Origin of the sequence: Caulobacter sp. AP07 (genome assembly GCF_000281955.1) — a bacterium.
Taxonomy (GTDB): domain Bacteria; phylum Pseudomonadota; class Alphaproteobacteria; order Caulobacterales; family Caulobacteraceae; genus Caulobacter.
This window is the reverse complement of the sequence record NZ_AKKF01000124.1, coordinates 1-16,271: the sequence shown is the minus strand read 5'-3', so window position 1 is coordinate 16,271 and position 16,271 is coordinate 1. Positions and strand designations below refer to the sequence as shown.

Genomic DNA, 16,271 nt, shown 5'->3' with positions numbered 1-16,271 from the left:
GATCGAGGTCTAAGGCGGATACGAAAAAGCCCTCCGGTCCCGATGGATCGGAGGGCTTCTTTTCAGGAGCTGGCCGCGCTCAGTATCTCGGCGGGGCCGGCGGCTTGGGGGGCTTGGGCGGCTTGGGAACGGCGGCGATCCGGGCCGCAGCTTCGATCTGGGCGCGGTGAGCCTCGACCTGGGCCCGGGCGGCCTCGGCCTGGGCGCGCTGGAAGTCGGCGCTGACCCGGATGCGCGAGCGGTCGCCCGAGCAGTTGCGGACGGTCAGGCCGGGCGGCAGGCGGGTGCCGCCGTCGCCGCAGGTCTCGTCCAGCTGGTCCTGGTCCAGGCCCCGGGCGCCCGACAGGTCGGCGCCGCCCAGATTGGCGCCGGAAAGGTCGGCGCCGTGGAAGTCGGCCCCGCCGAAGATCGCGCCGCGCAGGGTGGAGCCGGGGAACTCGGCGTTGCGGAAGTTGGCTCGCTCGAAATTGCCGCCGATCATGTTGCTGGCGTTCAGCTCGGCCGACTGGAAGCTGGCGTAGCGGGCGTTGACGCCCTGCAGATTGGCGCCGACCAGCTCGCTGCTGGACAGGTTGGCCTTTTCGAGGTTGGCGCCGATGAAGTTGGCGCCGTGCAATTCGGACGACGACAGGTCCACCCGAGCCAGGTCGGCGCCCTGGAAGTTGGCGCCGCTGCTCTCGATGCCCGACAGCTTGGCGTCGGTGAAGATGGCGCCCACGAAGTTGGCGCCGCGCATCTCGGCGCCGCGCAGGTCGGCCCGCGACAGGTCGGCACCGGTGAAGTTCGAACCGAAGAAGCTGGCCCCGCGCAGGTCGGCGCCCATCAGGTTGGCCTTGGCATAGTTGGCGCCGGTGAAACGGGCGCCGGTCAGCTTGCGGCCGGACAGCTCGCAATTCACGCAGGTTCCGCCGAGCGAAATCATCCGCGGCACGTCCTTGTCCTCGACCCCCGCATAGGCCTGTTGGCCAAGGGCCGACAGGGCGAGAGTCAGGGCTGCGATAGTCATCCCCAATCGGGACATCGAGACCTCCAGGCCGGTCGAGAATAAGCGACCGCTTGAGTTACGATTTGGGGCCACGAGGCGCTGGGCGCCACTTAAATCGCGGTAATGACGGAAGTTTAACGACAGGGGCGCACCGACAGGCCGCGCGGAAGTTGAGTGGAGCCGTCACCGCAAGCGCTGTTCAGCTGGGCCTGGGTCAGGCCGGTGGCGCGGTCCATTTCGGCCCCCGACAGGTTGACCCCGGTGAGGGTGGCGCCCCGGAAACCGGCCCCTTCCAGATAGGCGCCGACGAAGCTGGCGTTGGTCAGGTTGGCCCCGGCGAAGTTGGCGCCGCCGAACACGCCACCGTAGAAATTGACGTCGCGCAGGTCGCCGCCGGCGAAGCTGGTGCGGTTCATTTCGGCCAGGCTGAGGTCGGCCTGGCGCAGGCGGGCCCCGGCCAAGTTCTTGCCCTTCAGCGCCAGGCCCGACAGGTCGGCCTGGAACAGGTTGCAGCGCGGACAGCTGGCGCCGGCCCGGACATTGGCGATCTGGCCGGCGTTCTGGGCCATGGCCGGAGCGGCCGCGGCCATCAGCGCGGCGAGGAAGAGCGGGGCGATCAGCTGGGCGGGTTTCATTCTGGCACGCGTCTTTCGGCGGGAACGGCGATCAAGCATGGCCTCGCAAGCTTAAGGCCAAGGAAACGGCCTAGCTGGCGCCGTCGCCTTCGCTACGGCCGGTCGCCTGGGTTCCGCAGCTGTCGCAGGTCACCAGGCCGCCCATGCGGCGCAGCGCCATGTCGCCGCAGGCCGGGCAGACGTCGCCGGACGCGCTGGGCGGGGGCGCCTCCTCGGCCCGGCGACCGCCGAACGGCAGGAACACCAGGTTGTCGGGCGCCGCGCCGCGCGAGAAGCCCTTGGAGATGAACTTGCTGGCGGGCAGGGGCTCGGCCTCGTCCTCGCTGTCCGGGGCGCCTTCGCCCCGGCCCAGGCCGTCGGCGTTGAACTCGCCGGGGTCGGCGTTGGCCAGGTCGTCGCGACCCAGGTACGACACCCCCAGCTCGCGGAAGATGTAGTCGAGGATCGAGGTGGCCGAACGGATCGAGTCGTTGCCCGTCACCGGTCCGGCCGGCTCGAATTTCGTGAAGACATAGGCGTCGACGAACTCGTCCAGCGGCACGCCGTATTGCAGGCCGATCGAGATGGCGATGGCGAAATTGTTCATCAGGCTGCGGAAGGCGGCGCCCTCCTTGTGCATGTCGATGAAGATCTCGCCGACCTCGCCGTCCTCGTATTCGCCGGTGTGCAGATAGACCTTGTGGCCGCCCACGGCCGCCTTCTGGATATAGCCCTTGCGGCGGTCGGGCAGCTTGCGGCGGGCGCGGCCGCCGCGCTCCACGACCCGCTCGACCACGCGCTCGACGATCCGCTCCTTGGGTGGGGCGGGCTTGGCCTCGGCGGCGACAGGCTCAAGGGCGCGGGCCGGCTTGGGCGCCTCGACCTCGGCCTCGGGCAGCGACAGCACAAAGCCGGCCGGCGGCGCGACGCGGTTCAGGCGCAGGGCGCGGACCCCGGCCCGGGCGGCGGCGGCCTGCAGCCGGGCGGCGTCGGCGGGGCGGGCGTCGAACGGCAGGTCCAGCACGGCCGCGGTGGCCAGGCAGGTGAAGGTCTCGACCGCCTCGATCATCGCCAGGCGGTCGGCCAGCACCGGCGCTTCGACGGTGGCGAACAGGGCGCGGATGTCGTTGTCCAGGGCCTCGCAGTCCGACAGCCGGCGCGCGCCCAGGGCATGGCGCTCGGCCGCGTCGATCTCGACCTCAGAGAAGCCGGCGAAGGCCAGGGTGTCGAAGTTCGGGTCAGCCAGGGCCTCGGCCGGGGCGCCGAGCACGTCGCTGAGGAAGCCCGCGCCGATCACCGCCGGGGCGAAGGCGGCGCGCAGGCCGTCGGCATGGCGCAGGGCGTCTTCGGCCTGCTCGATCTCGTGGGCGGTGAAGCCGCGGGCCTGCAGGACCATGTGGTCGATGGCCGGGGCCTCGGCCAGGCTGCCATGGCCCATGGCGTGGCGACGGGCGGCGTCGAAATCGGACCCGGCCTGGGTCAGGCAGACGTGGGCGGCGGCGCTGAAGGTCGGGATCAGCAGGCCGTCGGCGGTCTGGGCGGTCGAGACCGGCGACGCGGCGGCGGCGTGGCCCAGGGGCTTCCCGCCGAGGCGCAGAGCGGTCTCGGCGTCGGCGAAGGCGGCGACCAGGCGGGCCGAGCGCAGGCCGTGCTTGCGGGCCAGGCCATGGGCCACGGCCAGGGCGGCGGCGGCCTCGGCGGCCAGGGGCGAGCGCAGGGCGGCGGCGCGCACCCGGCGCTCGGCCAGGCCGCGCAGCAGGACCTGGCGTTCCTGGGCGAAGATCGGGTCGACGCCGAGCACGGCGGCGGCCTCGGCGCTGGCCGACAGGGCCGCGCCGACGGCCAGGGCCCAAAGGGCGGCGGCGGCGTCGCGGCCGGCGTCGCTGGCCAGCGACAGGCCTTGGGCCAGCAGCCAGTCGCCGACGCCGGCCAGGCCGATCTGCGCCGGGCGCTCGCCGCGCTCGATCTCCAGGGCCGTGGCCCACAGGCCGACGGTCTGGTTGAAGCCTTCGAAGTCGAAGGCCCCCTCGTGCTGAAAGGCGGTGACGTCGATGGCGGCGCGGACGGCCGCGCCCCGGGTCAGGGCCTCGGCGTCTTCCGGCGACATCGCCAGGGTCAGGGCGCTGGTCTCCCAGCCGACCTGGGCGGCGAAGCTGGTCGCCTCGTCGACGGCCGCGACGCCCTGGCGCGAGGCCGAGGCGACCAGCGGGACGGGGCCTTGCGCCTCCGGGTCGATCAGGGCGGTGCGCGGCGCGCCGGCCAGGACGATCGCGTCGAGGATCATGCGGTCGTCGGCGCCCAGTTCGCGGGCCCGGCGGGCGGCGCGGCCCAGGGCGCTGTTCTTGCGCGGGTCGGAGCAGGCCTTGGCGTCGCCGTGGCAGCGGGCGACGGCGTCGCCGACCTGGGCCAGGGCGGCGTCGAGGCGCGCGGCGGCCTTCGCGGCCAGCTGGGCCGAGCGCCAGCGGGCCAGGTGCCCCTCGGCGACGCGCTTGAACTCGATCTCGCCGACGTCCGGCAGGTGCATCGGAGCGGTCTGCGGGCCGGCGGGCGAGGCGACGCCGGTCAGCATGGTGCCCAGCAGGGCGTCGCGGAAGGCGTCCGCGTCGGCGGCGTCGCCGAACAGGCCCTCGGCCAGGCCGGCGCGGGCCAGGCGGCCGGCGTAGAGGGCGGGGGCCCCGCCCAGCGGCAGGTCGGCGTCGAACGGCTCCTGAGCCCAATCCAGCCAGGCCTCGACCCGGGCGTCGGTCCAGTCCTCGGGAGCCAGGACCTCGATCACTTGATCGCAGCGTTCCAGGGCGCGCGGTTCCACCTTGGGAGCGGGACCGGGATGTCGGGACTGAATGCGCATGGGCGATTCCGCGTCTGAGCGCCAAGAATTGGCTATCCTAGATCGCTCCACAGCCCCCTTCAATAGATGTGGGGTGCGTTGGGCCCTTGATCCACAAGATGTTGAAGGCTCGAGCCATCGCCCGAAGCTGGACGCTGGCGGGCCGCCGACCTATAGTCTGGCCGCTTCGCAACGCCTCCCGCGCTGCGCGAACCTTCCCAGAAATGGGCCTTTACGAGATTGGGTGCTGACGCGGTGCTGAAAGCGATCTTCACGTGGTGGAACGGTGCGACCATCGGTCAGCGTTTCCATATTAGCCGTCGCGGCGTGTTCGTGGGCCAGGACGACTACGGCAACCGCTATTTCGAGGCGCGCGACAACCGCGACAGCTACGACGCGCGCAAGCGCCGCTGGGTGATCTACGACGGCTACGCCGAGGCCTCCAAGGTGCCGCCCGAGTGGAGCGGCTGGCTGCACTATACGTTCGACGAGCCGCCGACCACGGCGCCGCTGATGCGCCGCGCCTGGGAAAAGGACCACCATCCCAATCTGACCGGCACGATCCACGCCTGGCGTCCCAAGGGCTCGCTGACCCGCGGCGGCCAGCGCTCGGCCGCCACCAGCGACTACAAGCCCTGGTCGCCGGAATAGGATGACCATTCGGCGGTCATTGACGGGCGTCGCCACGCTGGCCCTGGCGGTTTCGCTGGCCGGCGGCGGCGCCTGGGCGCTGCAGAACGCGCCGCAACAGCCGCCGGCCGCGCAGACGCCACCGGCGGCCCAGCCCGCGCCGATCGTCGTGCCGGCTCAGTCGCGGCCGGTTCCGGGGCCTCAGGCGGCTCCGACGACCGCCCAGCCGACTCCCGCCCCGACCACGGCGGCCTCCGCGCCCACGGCTCCGACGCCAGCCCAGCCGGCCGCCAAGCCCGCCGCGACCCCGCCCGCCAAGCCGGCCGAACCGGTCAAGCGCGCCCGCTCGTCGGTGGCCATCATCCAGGCGCTGGACAAGGTGACGACCGAGACCATGAAATTCGAGGCCCCGGTCGGCCAGCCCATCCGCTACAAGACCCTGGTCTTCACGGTGCGAGCCTGCGAGACGACCGCGCCCGACGAGGACGCCCCGGACTCCGTGGCCTATGTCACCGTCGACACCCAGCCCAAGGCCCTGCCGGGCCGCGTGGCCCCGCCCGGACGCCAGATCTACAAGGGCTGGATGTACGCCAATGCGCCGGGCCTCAACCCGCTGCAGCACCCGGTCTATGACGCCTGGCTGATCGCCTGCAAGACCTCGGCCCCGGCGGCGCCGGCCGCCAGCCGGTAGAAGTCGGCCTGGCCCGTCCAGGCCCGACCCAGGCGGCGGCGATAGTCGGCCCGGGTGATCTCGGTGGTCCCGAACTGTTCCAGGTGCTCGGTGATGAACTGGGTGTCCAGCAGGCGATAGTCGCCGACCACCAGTCGGCCGGCCAGGTGGACCAGCGCCACCTTGCTGGCGTCGCGCCGGGTCGAGAACATGCTCTCGCCGAAGAACGCCGCGCCGAACGCCACGCCGTAGAGGCCGCCGACCAGTTCCTCGCCGTCCCAGCACTCGACGCTGTGAGCCAGGCCGCGCGCGAACAACTGGCCGTAGAGCCGTTGGATCGGGCTGTTGATCCAGGTTTCCAGCCGGCCGGGACGGGCGGCGGCGCAGGCCTCGACGACGGCGTCGAAGGCGCTGTCGATGCGGACCTCGAAGGGCTCGGCGCGGACCGTGCGGGCCAGCCGGCGCGGGACGTGCACGCCGTCCAGCGGCAGCACGCCCCGGCGCTCGGGATCGATCAGGAAGATGCTCTCGTCATGGCGCGCGTCGGCCATGGGAAACACGCCGCGCTCGTAGCAGGCGATGAGATCATCGACCGTGAAGGCGTCGTCATCCATGGTCGCGGGTCTGTCCTCCAGCGCAAGCCAACCCAAATCCGTCATCGCCCGGTTCATCCGGGCGACCCAAGCCGAATTGGCCGAAGCCGCTTGGGTCCCCCGAACAAGTCGGGGGATGACGAAGGAGGTTTACCCCTGCGCCTTGATCCAGCGCTCCAGCCAGTGGATGTCGTAATCGCCGGCCAGGATGTCGGGTTGCACCAGCAGGTCCTGGAACAGCGGGATCGTGGTCTCGATGCCGCCGACCACCATCTCGCCCAGGCAACGCCGCAGGCGCGCGATGCATTCCTCGCGGTCGCGGCCATGGACGATCAGCTTGCCGATCAGGCTGTCGTAATAGGGCGGGATCGCGTAGCCGGTGTAGATCGCCGAATCCAGCCGCACCCCCAGGCCGCCGGGGGCGTGGAAGTCGGTGATCGTGCCCGGCGACGGGGTGAAGGTCCGGGCGTTCTCGGCGTTGATCCGGCACTCGATGGCGTGGCCTTCGAACACCACGTCGGCTTGGGTGAACGACAGCGGCAGGCCGGCGGCGATGCGGATCTGCTCGCGCACCAGGTCGATGCCGGTGATGGCCTCGGTGACCGGGTGCTCGACCTGCAGGCGGGTGTTCATCTCGATGAAGAAGAACTCGTCGTTCTCCCACAGGAACTCGATGGTGCCGACGCCGAGATAGCCGATGGCCTTGATCGCATCGACCACGACCTTGCCGATCTTCTCGCGGCCAGCGGCCGAGAGGGCGGGCGAGGGGGCTTCTTCCAGCACCTTCTGGTGACGGCGCTGCAGAGAGCAGTCGCGTTCGCCCAGGTGCACGACATTGCCGTGGCTGTCGGCGATGACCTGGATCTCGATGTGGCGCGGCTTCTGGAGATAGCGCTCCATATAGACGGTGTCGTCGCCGAACGCGGCGCGGGCCTCGGAGCGGGCGGTCGAGACCGCCTCGGCCAGGTCCTCGCGGGTCTGGGCGACCTTCATGCCGCGACCGCCGCCGCCGGACGCGGCCTTGATCAGGACGGGAAAGCCGATCTTGTCGGCGGCCTCGAAGGCTTCTTCCTCGGTGGTCACGCCGCCGTCCGAGCCGGGGACCACCGGGATGCCGGCGTCCTTGACGGCCTGCTTGGCGGTGATCTTGTCGCCCATCATCCGGATATGTTCCGGCTTGGGCCCGATGAAGGTGTAGCCGTGCGCGCCGACGATCTCGGCGAAGCGGGCGTTCTCGGACAGGAAGCCGTAGCCCGGGTGGATCGCCTGGGCGCCGGTGATCTCGGCGGCCGCGATGATCGACGGGATGTTCAGGTAGCTCTTGGCGGCCGAGGCCGGGCCGATGCAGACGCTTTCGTCGGCCAGCCGCACCCACATGGAATTGGCGTCGGCCTCGGAGTGGACCGCCACGGTGGCGATGCCCATTTCCTTGCAGGCGCGGTGGACCCGAAGCGCGATCTCGCCTCGGTTGGCGATGAGGATCTTGTCAAACATGCCGATTACTCGACGATGACGAGCGGCTCGCCGAACTCGACGGGCTGGGCGTCTGTCACCAGGATCTCGACGACCTTGCCGGCCTTGGTGGCGGCGATCGGGTTCATGGTCTTCATGGCTTCGACGATCAGCAGGGTCTGGCCGGCCGCGACCGTGTCGCCGACCTTGACGAAGGCGTCGGCGCCCGGCTGGGGCGACATGTAGACAGTGCCGACCATCGGCGACTTGACCACGTCGCCGGCGGCGCGCGCGGCGGGGGCCGGGGCGGCGTCAGCGACCGGCGCCGGCGCGGCGGCGGCCGGAGCGGGCGCGTAGGCCGCCGCCTGGGCGGGAGCCTGGACGTAGGTGGTGGCCGCGGCGGCGACGGTCAGTTCGCGGGCGACGCGGATCTTCAGGCCGGCATGTTCGACCTCGATCTCCGACAGGCCGGTGTCCTTCAGGATGTCGGCCAGCTTGCGGACCAGGCGGGCGTCGATCGACGGGGTCTCGACCGGATCGGCGGGGGCCTTGGGATTGGACATGGAAGCTTACCTTGCTGTGTTCTTTAGGAGCCGGGGTCGCCGGCTAGTTGGCGCCGACCAGGCCGGCGGCGGCCTCGATCGCCAGTTCATAACTCGCCGCGCCGAAGCCGGAGACGATCCCGGTCGCCGCGAGCGAAACATAGGTGTGGCGGCGGAAGTCTTCCCGCGCCGCCGGGTTGGACAGGTGACACTCGATGATCGGGATGTTCAAGGCCTTGAGGGCGTCGAGCAGGGCGATCGAGGTGTGACCGTATCCGGCCGGGTTGATCACCAGGGCGCACGCTTCCAGCCGGGCCTCATGAACCCAGTCGATCAGCACGCCTTCGTGATTGCTCTGCCGGAAGACGACGGAAAGGCCCCGAGCGGCCGCCCGCGCCTCGCAGCGCGTACGGACATCGTCGAGCGTGTCCTTGCCGTAGATCTCGGGCTCGCGCGTTCCCAACAGGTTGAGGTTGGGTCCGCTCAGCACATGGATCGGTTTTACCATTCGGCTCCGCCGTCGATTCCGGGAGGTCTTGTATAGCCGGTTCCGTCAGGTCACAAGCAGGCCGAGTTTCGGAGGTGAGATGAAGCTTCTATTGAACGGCGAGGAACGGGTGTTCGACGGCGTCGATACGCTGGCGGACCTGGTGTCTTCCCTGGGCCTGGACGCCCGCAAGGTGGCCGTGGAGCGCAACCTCGAGATCGCCCCGCGCTCGACCTACGCCGACACGGCGCTGGCCGACGGGGACCGCATCGAGATCGTGACGTTCATCGGCGGCGGGTAGGCCCTGCGGGTTTGAAACCCGCTGCGGGGAGGCGTAAACCCACCCCATGAACGCGCACGTCCCCCCCGAATCCGCCACGCCCGTTTCCGCCGTCGAGTCCGACGACACCTGGACCGTCGCCGGCCGCACCTTCACCTCGCGGCTGATCGTCGGCACCGGCAAGTACAAGGACTACGCCACCAACGCCGCGGCGGCGCGGGCGGCCGGCGCCGAGATCGTCACGGTGGCGGTGCGGCGGGTGAACCTGACCGACCCGACCCAGCCGCTGCTGGTCGACTACATCAAGCCCACCGAATTCACTTATCTGCCGAACACAGCGGGCTGCTTTACCGGTGAGGACGCCGTGCGCACCCTGCGCCTGGCCCGCGAGGCCGGCGGCTGGGACCTGGTGAAGCTGGAGGTGCTGTCCGATCCCAAGACCCTCTATCCCGAGATGGAGGAGACCCTGCGCTCGCTGAAGCTGCTGGTCGCCGAGGGCTTCCAGGTGATGGTCTATTGCTCGGACGATCCGGTCTACGCCCGCAAGCTGGAGGACGCCGGCGCGGTGGCGATCATGCCGCTGGGCGCGCCGATCGGCTCGGGCCTGGGCATCCAGAACCGGGTCAACCTGCGGATCATCATCGAGAACGCGGGCGTGCCCGTGCTGGTCGACGCCGGGGTCGGCACCGCCTCGGACGCGACGATCGGCATGGAGCTGGGCTGCGACGCCATCCTGATGAACACCGCCATCGCCGAGGCCAAGGATCCGATCCGCATGGCCCGGGCGATGAAGCACGCGGTGATCGCCGGCCGGGAGGCCTATCTGGCCGGGCGGATGCAGAAGCGGCTGTACGCCGATCCGAGCTCGCCGCTGGGCGGGCTGATCTAGGCCGAGACGTCGAGGAGCGATCCCGTCTTCATCTTGGGATCGTTCATCACCTGCTCCTTGATCTGCTGCTTGATCTGGTCCTCGAGCCTCTGGCGCTCGTCGGCGGACATCGCCTTGACGTCGTCCTCGGTGAGGCCCATCCGCTTCAGCATGGCGGCGCGCATCTTCTCCGCCGGGGTCATCTTGGCGTAGTCGAGGAACTCGTCCTTGGCGGTCTTTTCGGGCGCGGCGGTCATCCCGCTCGCCGAGGTCGCGTCAGTGGCCTTGGTGGTGGCCGCGGCGGTCGCCTGGTTGATCTTGTTCAGGGTCGGCATGGCGAGCGACGCCATGATGCTGGAACCGGAAATAAGCATGGGAGCTCCCGCCGTGTGGATGGCGGGATGTGCAAAGCAAGAGCCGTGCGCGCGGGAGCGGACAGGGTTTTCAAGGGCTTAGGAACGCGCGACCGGATGGCGACGGCGCGCACGGCAGAGTTGGCCCTGCAGTTTCTTCCGCCAGGACCGGAATGGTCGTCCTCCGTCGCCTTCCTGAACCCTCTCCCAGCGGGAGAGGGAGGGGCCCAAGCTAAGCTTGGGAGGGTGAGGGATTACGCTGGTGCAGATCCGGGCAGGGCGTGGGGGATGGGCGGTTGACGTCTTACCCCTTCACCCTCCCGCCGCTGCGCGGCGGGCCCCTCCCTCTCCCTATGGGAGAGGGTTCCGTGAGAGCATCGGCGCCCTTCGCATCCAGCAAAATCAACGACTTGAAGTTTTTCGATCTTTCTCGTCCTCACCCTCTCCCGACGCCCCGATACTGACCTCACCCCATCGCACGGGGAGGGACGTCGGCCGGCGACCTGACGAGCGGTGGGCAGTGGTCGAGCGGGAAGGCTTGGCCGCCGCGCCTTTCGGGGCGCCCTTGGTCGGTTCGGAGCAGGTTCGCCTCAGTCGCGACGAAACTCCGACGCCGAGGGTAGGCGGACAGGCCAGCAGGCATGCGGGGGTTACGCATGCGGTCCGGGACCGGGGCTCGCCGCCCTGGCCCGCCCGTCGGGGGCGAATGCAGACCGGCTAAGCGATAAAACCGCTGCCTACCGGACGCTCTCGGATAACGGATTACGCGAAGCGCCAGACTTCGTCGAAACGGTACTCAAACTCGCAATCCTTCCGGGCGGAGCCCGGGCGCTTCGCGACCCTCCCCATCCAACTCACAGCCAATTGGCGTGAGATCACACCCACTTGCCCCCACCTGACCGCTTCGCGGTCTGTCCGCCCCTATAGGGGGCGAAGCCGCGCGCACCGGGCTCTTCCCCCTATGGGGGAAGACGGCCGCGAAGCGGCCCGTAGGGGGCAAGTAAACCGCTGGCGCCGCGCCTAGACCTTCTTCGTCTTGCCCGCCCGGGCCTGGTCGATCGCCAGCTTCAGGGCCCTCATATCGGCCCCGGCGATCATCGTGTCGCCAACGAAGAAGGCGGGGGTGCCCTCGATGGCCAGGGCCTGGGCCAGGGCGTGGGTGTCGGCCAGGTGCTGGGTGGTGGGCTCGGCGCCGGCGGCGGCGCGGGCCTTGGCCACGTCGATCCCGACCTCCTGGGCGATCCGCATGACCGCCGCCTCGTCCAGGCTCTTCTCAGCCATCAGGCGCTTGTGGAAGACCAGCGACTTGCCCTGGTCCCTGGACCCCAGGACCATGCGGGCGGCGACCTCGGAATCATGACCGAAGATCACGAAGTCCTTGAACACGAAACGCACGTCCGGGTTCTGCTGGATCAGGGCGATCACTTCCGGGGCGGCCAGCTTGCAGTAGCCGCACTTGTAGTCGAAGAACTCGACCACGGTGATCGCGCCGTCGGGATTGGCCACGAAGTCGCGCGGATCGCGTTCCAGCGCCTGGCGGTACTTGCCGATCGCGCCCCGGGCCTTGTCGGCGGCCTGGGCGGTCTGCTTGGCCTGCAGCTTGGCGCTGACCTCGACCAGGACCTCGGGATTCTCGAGCAGATAGGCCCGGACCTTCTCGCCGAACGCCTTGTCGGGCTTGGGCGGACCGCAGGCGGCCAGGCCCAGGGCGGCGACGGAGACGGCGGCCAGCGCCAGTCGGCGCGCCAGGGGACGATCAAACAGGGACATGGGGTTCTCTGGAAAGGGGACGCCTCAGCGGCGAAGCCCCGAGGTGACGGCGCCTTCCTTGGCCAGGTCCTTGAGGTCCTGGTTGGAAGGATTGGAGGTCAGGACGATGTCGGTGGCCCGGCGCCATTCGATGCTGTCCTTCTTGAGCAGCTCACGGGCCCGCATGGCGAACACCCGGGCCTCCTGGGCGGCGCCCATGTTGAAATACTGTTCGGCGGTGGCCAGGCGGGCCTGGCCGTCCTCGCCGCGCTGGTCATAGGCCTGGGCCAGCAGACGCCAGGCGACGGCGTTGTCGCTCTCGTCGATCAGCGAGCGCTTCAGCTCGGCGATGCCTTCCTCGACCTTCTTGGGATCGCTCTGGCCGATCAGGGTCTGGCCCAGATTGACCCGCAGCAGGGCGGCGTCGGGCTTGAGCGCCACCGAGCGGCGCTGCGGCTCCTCGGCTTCCTTGACGCGGTTGAACTCGAACAGGATCTGGCCCTTGAGCTCCCAGAGATAGGGATTGTTCTCGTTCTCGGCGATCAGGCCGTCGAGGATCTTCAGGGCCCGGTCGGGCTCCTTCATCTGGTAATAGGCGATGGCGCGGGCGTAGCGGGCCGGGAAGCCTCGGTCGCTTTCCTTGTACTTGACGATGGCCACGCCGGGATTGAGGAAGCCCTCCAGCTTGGCCTTCATGATCTCGTGCTCGGCCAGGTCTTCGGGGCTATCGACCGCGTTCCAGTGCGGCTGCCGTTCGACCCGGCTGCGCAGGGTCTCGATGCGTTCCGACGACAGCGGGTGGCTGCGGAAATAGGCGAAGCGTCGCGACTGGTCGAAGACCTCCTGGTAGCGGAAATTGTCGAAGAACTCGACCAGGCCGCGACCCGACTGGCCGGTGGCCTCCAGGAAGCCGGCGCCGGCCTGGTCGGCCCGCGACTCTTGGTCACGGCTGTAGCCCAGCGCGCCCAACTGGCCGAAATAGGAGGCGTTGCCCAGCAGCACCGCCCCGGCGTCGGGGGCGCCGGCCAGGGCGGCCAGCACGCCCAGGCCCATGGTCAGGATCATCGGCGTCAGGCCGGCCTTCATCATCTCGCCGGACCGCAGCGGGTGGGCGCCGGCCAGGTGTCCGGTTTCGTGGGCGATGACGCCCTTCAACTGGTTGGGGGTTTCGGTCTGCAGGATCAGGCCGGTGTTCAGCCCCATCATCAGGCCCTGGGTGGCGAAGGCGTTCAGTTCCTTGTCGCCGACCAGCAGGATGCGCACGGTCTTGGGGTCCAGGCCGGCCGCCGCGTAGATCGGGTCGGCGTCGCGGTGCAGGATCTCCTCGATCTCGGTGTCGCGGATCAGGGAGGGGCCGTCCTGGGCCCGCGCCGGGGCGGCCGGCGCCAGGGTGGCCGTCAGCAGGGCCAACGCCGACAGCGCCGATCCCGCCTTCTTGCCGATTCTTCCGGAAGCCGCCCAACTACGGGAGGTCATCGAAGCTCTCCTGATCGCGCCCCCGCGCTCAAGCAGCAGTCTAACGCGGTTCTCGACGACCTGGGAACAACGGTCGATCAAGCTACCCACGGATATAGTCGCGACGGCCGGCGGGACCAGGGCCCCGCCGGCCGTCATCGAACCTTGCTAGCCCCGGCGCCACCAGCCGCGCTTCGGCTTTTCAGGCGGCGTGGAGATCTCGGCCGGATCGGGCTCGACCGCCACGGGCTCGGCGACCGGTTCCGGGGCCACAGGTTCCAGAGCGACAGGTTCCGGAACGATCGCCACGGGGACGGGCGCGGCGCGGCGCGAGCGCGTCGCGACGGGGGCCGGGGCCGCCACCTCGACATCGGCCGCCACCAGCGGAACGTCCTCGACCACCGGAGCGGCGACGGGAGCGGCTTCCACGACCTCGACCGCGACTTCGGCGACGGTTTCGGCGACGACGGCTTCGGGCGCGGCGTCCTCGCTGGCCTTGCGGCCACGGCTGCGCGGACGGCGGGCCTTCTTGGGCGCTTCCTCCTGGGGCGGCAGTTCGACCCAGACGTCGGCCGGGGGGCCCTCGATCACGGCCGGAGCCAGGGGCGCCAGCTCCAGATCGGCGGCGTCGACCCGCAACGCGGGAACGCGTTCGCCGCGCGGCGCTTCGGCCTGCTCGGTCCGTTCGCCGCGTTCACCGCGCTCGCCACGGCCACGACCGCGACGACCGCGCTCCGAACGCTCCGAGCGTTCAGGACGCTCCGCACGTTCGGCGACCGGCGCCTCGACGGCTTCCGGACGCTCGGCGCGTTCCGGACGATCGCCATTGGGGCGGCGCTCGCTGTTGCGGCCGTCCAGGGCTTCGGGGTCGTGCCAGACGAAGGCGCTCTCGCCGAACGGCACCCGCGGACGGGTCCAGGCGAAGACGTCGGCCGGACGATCACCGTCCTCGCGACCACCGCGACGGCCGCCTCGGCGACCGCGACGGCGACGACGACGACGGGCTTCCTCGTCCTCGCCGTCGATGTCGGCTTCGGGACGGTCGGCGTCATCCTCGTCTTCATCGCCAGCGGCTTCGACCGGCGCGTCGTCGGCGGCGTCATCGCGACGGCCGCCACGGCGGCGACGCTTGCGGCCGCGACGACGGCTGTCGTCGTCCTCGGCCGGTTCTGCGCGGGCCGGACGGGCGGCGCGGGGCTCGGCCTCGTCTTCGCCGGCGGCCTCGTCGTCGGCCTCGATCTCTTCTTCGTCCTCGTCCTCCTCGTCGTCGAACGCCTCGTCGTCATAGACGGGGTCCGGCTCGATCGGGGCGAAGATCTGCGGGGCGGGGCGCTCGCCCAGCTCCGTGCGCTCGATGTCGTGCTCGGCCTGGTGCAGGGCGTCGTCGACCAGCACGGTGACGAACAGCGCGTGGGTCTGCTGCAGGCGCAGCAGATAGGCGCGCTTCTCGTTGAGGATGTAGATCCCCACCGGGCGGCTGACCTTCAGGGTGACGGCGCCGCCGCCCTTCAGGGCCTCGACCTCGACCGCGCGCAGCGCCGCCAGGGCGCTGGACTCGACCGAGCGGACGCGGCCGGTGCCGTCGCAGTGTTCGCAGACGTGGGTGGTGCCTTCCAGCACGCCGGTGCGGCGGCGCTGACGGCTGATTTCCATCAGGCCGAAGCCGCTGATCTTGCCCATCTGGATGCGGGCGCGATCGTCCTTGAGCGAGTCCTTGAGGACCTTCTCGACGGCGCGGTTGTTCTTGCCTTCATCCATGTCGATGAAGTCGATGACGATCAGGCCGGCCAGGTCGCGCAGACGCAGCTGGCGGGCGGCTTCTTCCGCCGCTTCCAGGTTGGTCTTCAGCGCGGTGGCTTCGATGTTGCGCTCGCGCGTCGCCTTGCCCGAGTTGACGTCGATGGCCACCAGGGCCTCAGTCTGGTTGATCACCAGATAGCCGCCCGAACGCAGGGGCACGATCGGCGAGTAGATCTGGGCCAGATGGTCCTCGATCTTGTGCTTGACGAACAGCGGCGCCGGCTCGCGGTAGGGGAAAACCTTCTTGGCCTGGCTGGGCATCAGCATGCGCATGAAGTCGCGCGCTTCCTTGTAGCCGGCCTCGCCCTCGACCCAGATGCCTTCCAGGTCCTTGTCGTACATGTCGCGAATGGCGCGTTTGACGAGGTCTTCCTCCTCGTAGATCAGCGCCGGGGCGATCGAGTGCAGCGTGTTGTCGCGGATGTTCTCCCACAGACGCAGCAGGTACTCGTAGTCGCGCTTGATCTCGGCCTTGGTGCGCTTGGCGCCGGCCGTGCGGACGATCAGGCCCATGCCCTGCGGCACGTCCAGGCCCTGGACGACGCTTTTCAGGCGCTTGCGGTCGGTCACCGTGGTGATCTTGCGGCTGATGCCGCCGCCGCGGGCGGTGTTGGGCATCAGGACGCCGTAGCGGCCGGCCAGCGACAGGTAGGTGGTCAGGGCCGCGCCCTTGTTGCCGCGCTCTTCCTTGACGACCTGGACCAGCATGATCTGCCGGCGGCGGATCACTTCCTGGATCTTGTACTTGCGCATCAGCCGGCGCTTGCGGCGCGCCAGTTCTTCCTCGACGGCGTCTTCCTCGTCGTCGACGGCGTCGCCTTCGTTCTCGCCGTCACGAGCGTGGTGATGGTCGTCCTCGTCGTCGTGCGAATCGTCGCGCATCAGCGCTTCGCGGTCGGCGACCGGGATCTGGTAATAGTCCGGATGGATCTCGTTGAAGGCGAGGAAGCCGTGGCGGTTGCCGCC

Annotated in this window: 15 protein-coding genes; 4 read left to right on the top strand and 11 right to left on the bottom strand. The window is 69.8% G+C overall.

Translation table 11 applies throughout. The features are described from left to right. Positions 1-79: 79 nt before the first annotated feature. The 3 genes from PMI01_RS07770 to PMI01_RS07760 all read right to left on the bottom strand — a co-directional run bounded on the left by PMI01_RS07770 (position 80) and on the right by PMI01_RS07760 (position 4,447). Entirely contained in the window at positions 80-1,021 is a 942-nt protein-coding gene (locus PMI01_RS07770) for a pentapeptide repeat-containing protein (RefSeq protein WP_007666467.1), read from the bottom strand. A gap of 98 nt (positions 1,022-1,119) precedes the next feature. Beyond that, positions 1,120-1,620 carry a pentapeptide repeat-containing protein gene (locus PMI01_RS07765; protein ID WP_007666465.1) on the bottom strand — a complete coding sequence of 167 codons (501 nt, stop codon included), beginning with the start codon at positions 1,618-1,620 and terminating at the stop codon, positions 1,120-1,122. Between the two features lie 70 nt (positions 1,621-1,690). After that, entirely contained in the window at positions 1,691-4,447 is a 2,757-nt protein-coding gene (locus PMI01_RS07760; RefSeq protein WP_007666463.1) for a TSCPD domain-containing protein, read from the bottom strand. Between the two features lie 234 nt (positions 4,448-4,681). Here PMI01_RS07760 and PMI01_RS07755 point away from each other — a divergent pair, with 234 nt between their 5' ends. Then, on the top strand, positions 4,682-5,077 hold the full coding sequence (locus tag PMI01_RS07755; protein ID WP_007666460.1) for an NADH:ubiquinone oxidoreductase subunit NDUFA12: 396 nt from the start codon (positions 4,682-4,684) through the stop codon (positions 5,075-5,077). A 1-nt stretch (position 5,078) separates the two neighbouring features. Continuing rightward, positions 5,079-5,747: a DUF2155 domain-containing protein gene (locus PMI01_RS07750; RefSeq protein ID WP_007666449.1), complete on the top strand. Its 669-nt coding sequence runs from the start codon at positions 5,079-5,081 to the stop codon at positions 5,745-5,747. Here the strand turns inward: PMI01_RS07750 and aat are convergent. The 4 genes from aat to PMI01_RS07730 form a co-directional block, all read right to left on the bottom strand. Next, complete coding sequence (gene aat / locus PMI01_RS07745) at positions 5,684-6,340, bottom strand: leucyl/phenylalanyl-tRNA--protein transferase (RefSeq protein WP_007666448.1); 657 nt, start codon at positions 6,338-6,340, stop codon at positions 5,684-5,686. The genes PMI01_RS07750 and aat overlap by 64 nt on opposite strands. Positions 6,341-6,469: 129 nt before the next feature. Next, entirely contained in the window at positions 6,470-7,813 is a 1,344-nt protein-coding gene (gene accC / locus PMI01_RS07740) for an acetyl-CoA carboxylase biotin carboxylase subunit (protein WP_007666444.1), read from the bottom strand. A gap of 5 nt (positions 7,814-7,818) precedes the next feature. Then, positions 7,819-8,334: an acetyl-CoA carboxylase biotin carboxyl carrier protein gene (gene accB / locus PMI01_RS07735; RefSeq protein ID WP_007666441.1), complete on the bottom strand. Its 516-nt coding sequence runs from the start codon at positions 8,332-8,334 to the stop codon at positions 7,819-7,821. A gap of 43 nt (positions 8,335-8,377) precedes the next feature. Beyond that, entirely contained in the window at positions 8,378-8,821 is a 444-nt protein-coding gene (locus PMI01_RS07730) for a type II 3-dehydroquinate dehydratase (protein ID WP_007666438.1), read from the bottom strand. A gap of 79 nt (positions 8,822-8,900) precedes the next feature. Between PMI01_RS07730 and thiS the strand changes: the two genes are divergently transcribed. After that, positions 8,901-9,101, top strand: a complete 201-nt coding sequence (gene thiS, locus PMI01_RS07725) for a sulfur carrier protein ThiS (RefSeq protein WP_007666436.1) — start codon at positions 8,901-8,903, stop codon at positions 9,099-9,101. 46 nt (positions 9,102-9,147) lie between these two features. After that, complete coding sequence (locus PMI01_RS07720; protein WP_007666433.1) at positions 9,148-9,969, top strand: thiazole synthase; 822 nt, start codon at positions 9,148-9,150, stop codon at positions 9,967-9,969. On the opposite strand, the gene PMI01_RS07715 is transcribed toward PMI01_RS07720, so the two are convergent. The 4 genes from PMI01_RS07715 to PMI01_RS07700 form a co-directional block, all read right to left on the bottom strand. Beyond that, entirely contained in the window at positions 9,966-10,322 is a 357-nt protein-coding gene (locus tag PMI01_RS07715; protein ID WP_007666431.1) for a hypothetical protein, read from the bottom strand. The two genes, PMI01_RS07720 and PMI01_RS07715, sit on opposite strands and share 4 nt — an antisense overlap. A 999-nt stretch (positions 10,323-11,321) precedes the next feature. Then, positions 11,322-12,071, bottom strand: coding sequence for a DsbA family protein (locus PMI01_RS07710; protein WP_007666428.1), 750 nt, complete (start codon positions 12,069-12,071; stop codon positions 11,322-11,324). Positions 12,072-12,095: 24 nt separating this feature from the next. Further along, complete coding sequence (locus PMI01_RS07705; protein ID WP_007666426.1) at positions 12,096-13,526, bottom strand: M48 family metalloprotease; 1,431 nt, start codon at positions 13,524-13,526, stop codon at positions 12,096-12,098. 147 nt (positions 13,527-13,673) lie between these two features. Further along, positions 13,674-16,271: Rne/Rng family ribonuclease (locus PMI01_RS07700; RefSeq protein ID WP_007666424.1), on the bottom strand; the 2,598-nt coding region annotated here is incomplete at its 5' end.

Excerpts from the sequence above, each read along its gene's own strand:
- PMI01_RS07730 (WP_007666438.1), bottom strand. The coding sequence starts at position 8,821 with ATGGTAAAACCGATCCATGTGCTGAGCGGACCCAACCTCAACCTGTTG.
- accB (WP_007666441.1), bottom strand. The coding sequence starts at position 8,334 with ATGTCCAATCCCAAGGCCCCCGCCGATCCGGTCGAGACCCCGTCGATC.
- PMI01_RS07770 (WP_007666467.1), bottom strand. The coding sequence starts at position 1,021 with ATGTCCCGATTGGGGATGACTATCGCAGCCCTGACTCTCGCCCTGTCG.
- aat (WP_007666448.1), bottom strand. The coding sequence starts at position 6,340 with ATGGATGACGACGCCTTCACGGTCGATGATCTCATCGCCTGCTACGAG.
- accC (WP_007666444.1), bottom strand. The coding sequence starts at position 7,813 with ATGTTTGACAAGATCCTCATCGCCAACCGAGGCGAGATCGCGCTTCGG.
- PMI01_RS07715 (WP_007666431.1), bottom strand. The coding sequence starts at position 10,322 with ATGCTTATTTCCGGTTCCAGCATCATGGCGTCGCTCGCCATGCCGACC.
- PMI01_RS07720 (WP_007666433.1), top strand. The coding sequence starts at position 9,148 with ATGAACGCGCACGTCCCCCCCGAATCCGCCACGCCCGTTTCCGCCGTC.
- PMI01_RS07750 (WP_007666449.1), top strand. The coding sequence starts at position 5,079 with ATGACCATTCGGCGGTCATTGACGGGCGTCGCCACGCTGGCCCTGGCG.
- PMI01_RS07760 (WP_007666463.1), bottom strand. The coding sequence starts at position 4,447 with ATGCGCATTCAGTCCCGACATCCCGGTCCCGCTCCCAAGGTGGAACCG.
- PMI01_RS07705 (WP_007666426.1), bottom strand. The coding sequence starts at position 13,526 with ATGACCTCCCGTAGTTGGGCGGCTTCCGGAAGAATCGGCAAGAAGGCG.
- thiS (WP_007666436.1), top strand. The coding sequence starts at position 8,901 with ATGAAGCTTCTATTGAACGGCGAGGAACGGGTGTTCGACGGCGTCGAT.
- PMI01_RS07710 (WP_007666428.1), bottom strand. The coding sequence starts at position 12,071 with ATGTCCCTGTTTGATCGTCCCCTGGCGCGCCGACTGGCGCTGGCCGCC.
- PMI01_RS07765 (WP_007666465.1), bottom strand. The coding sequence starts at position 1,620 with ATGAAACCCGCCCAGCTGATCGCCCCGCTCTTCCTCGCCGCGCTGATG.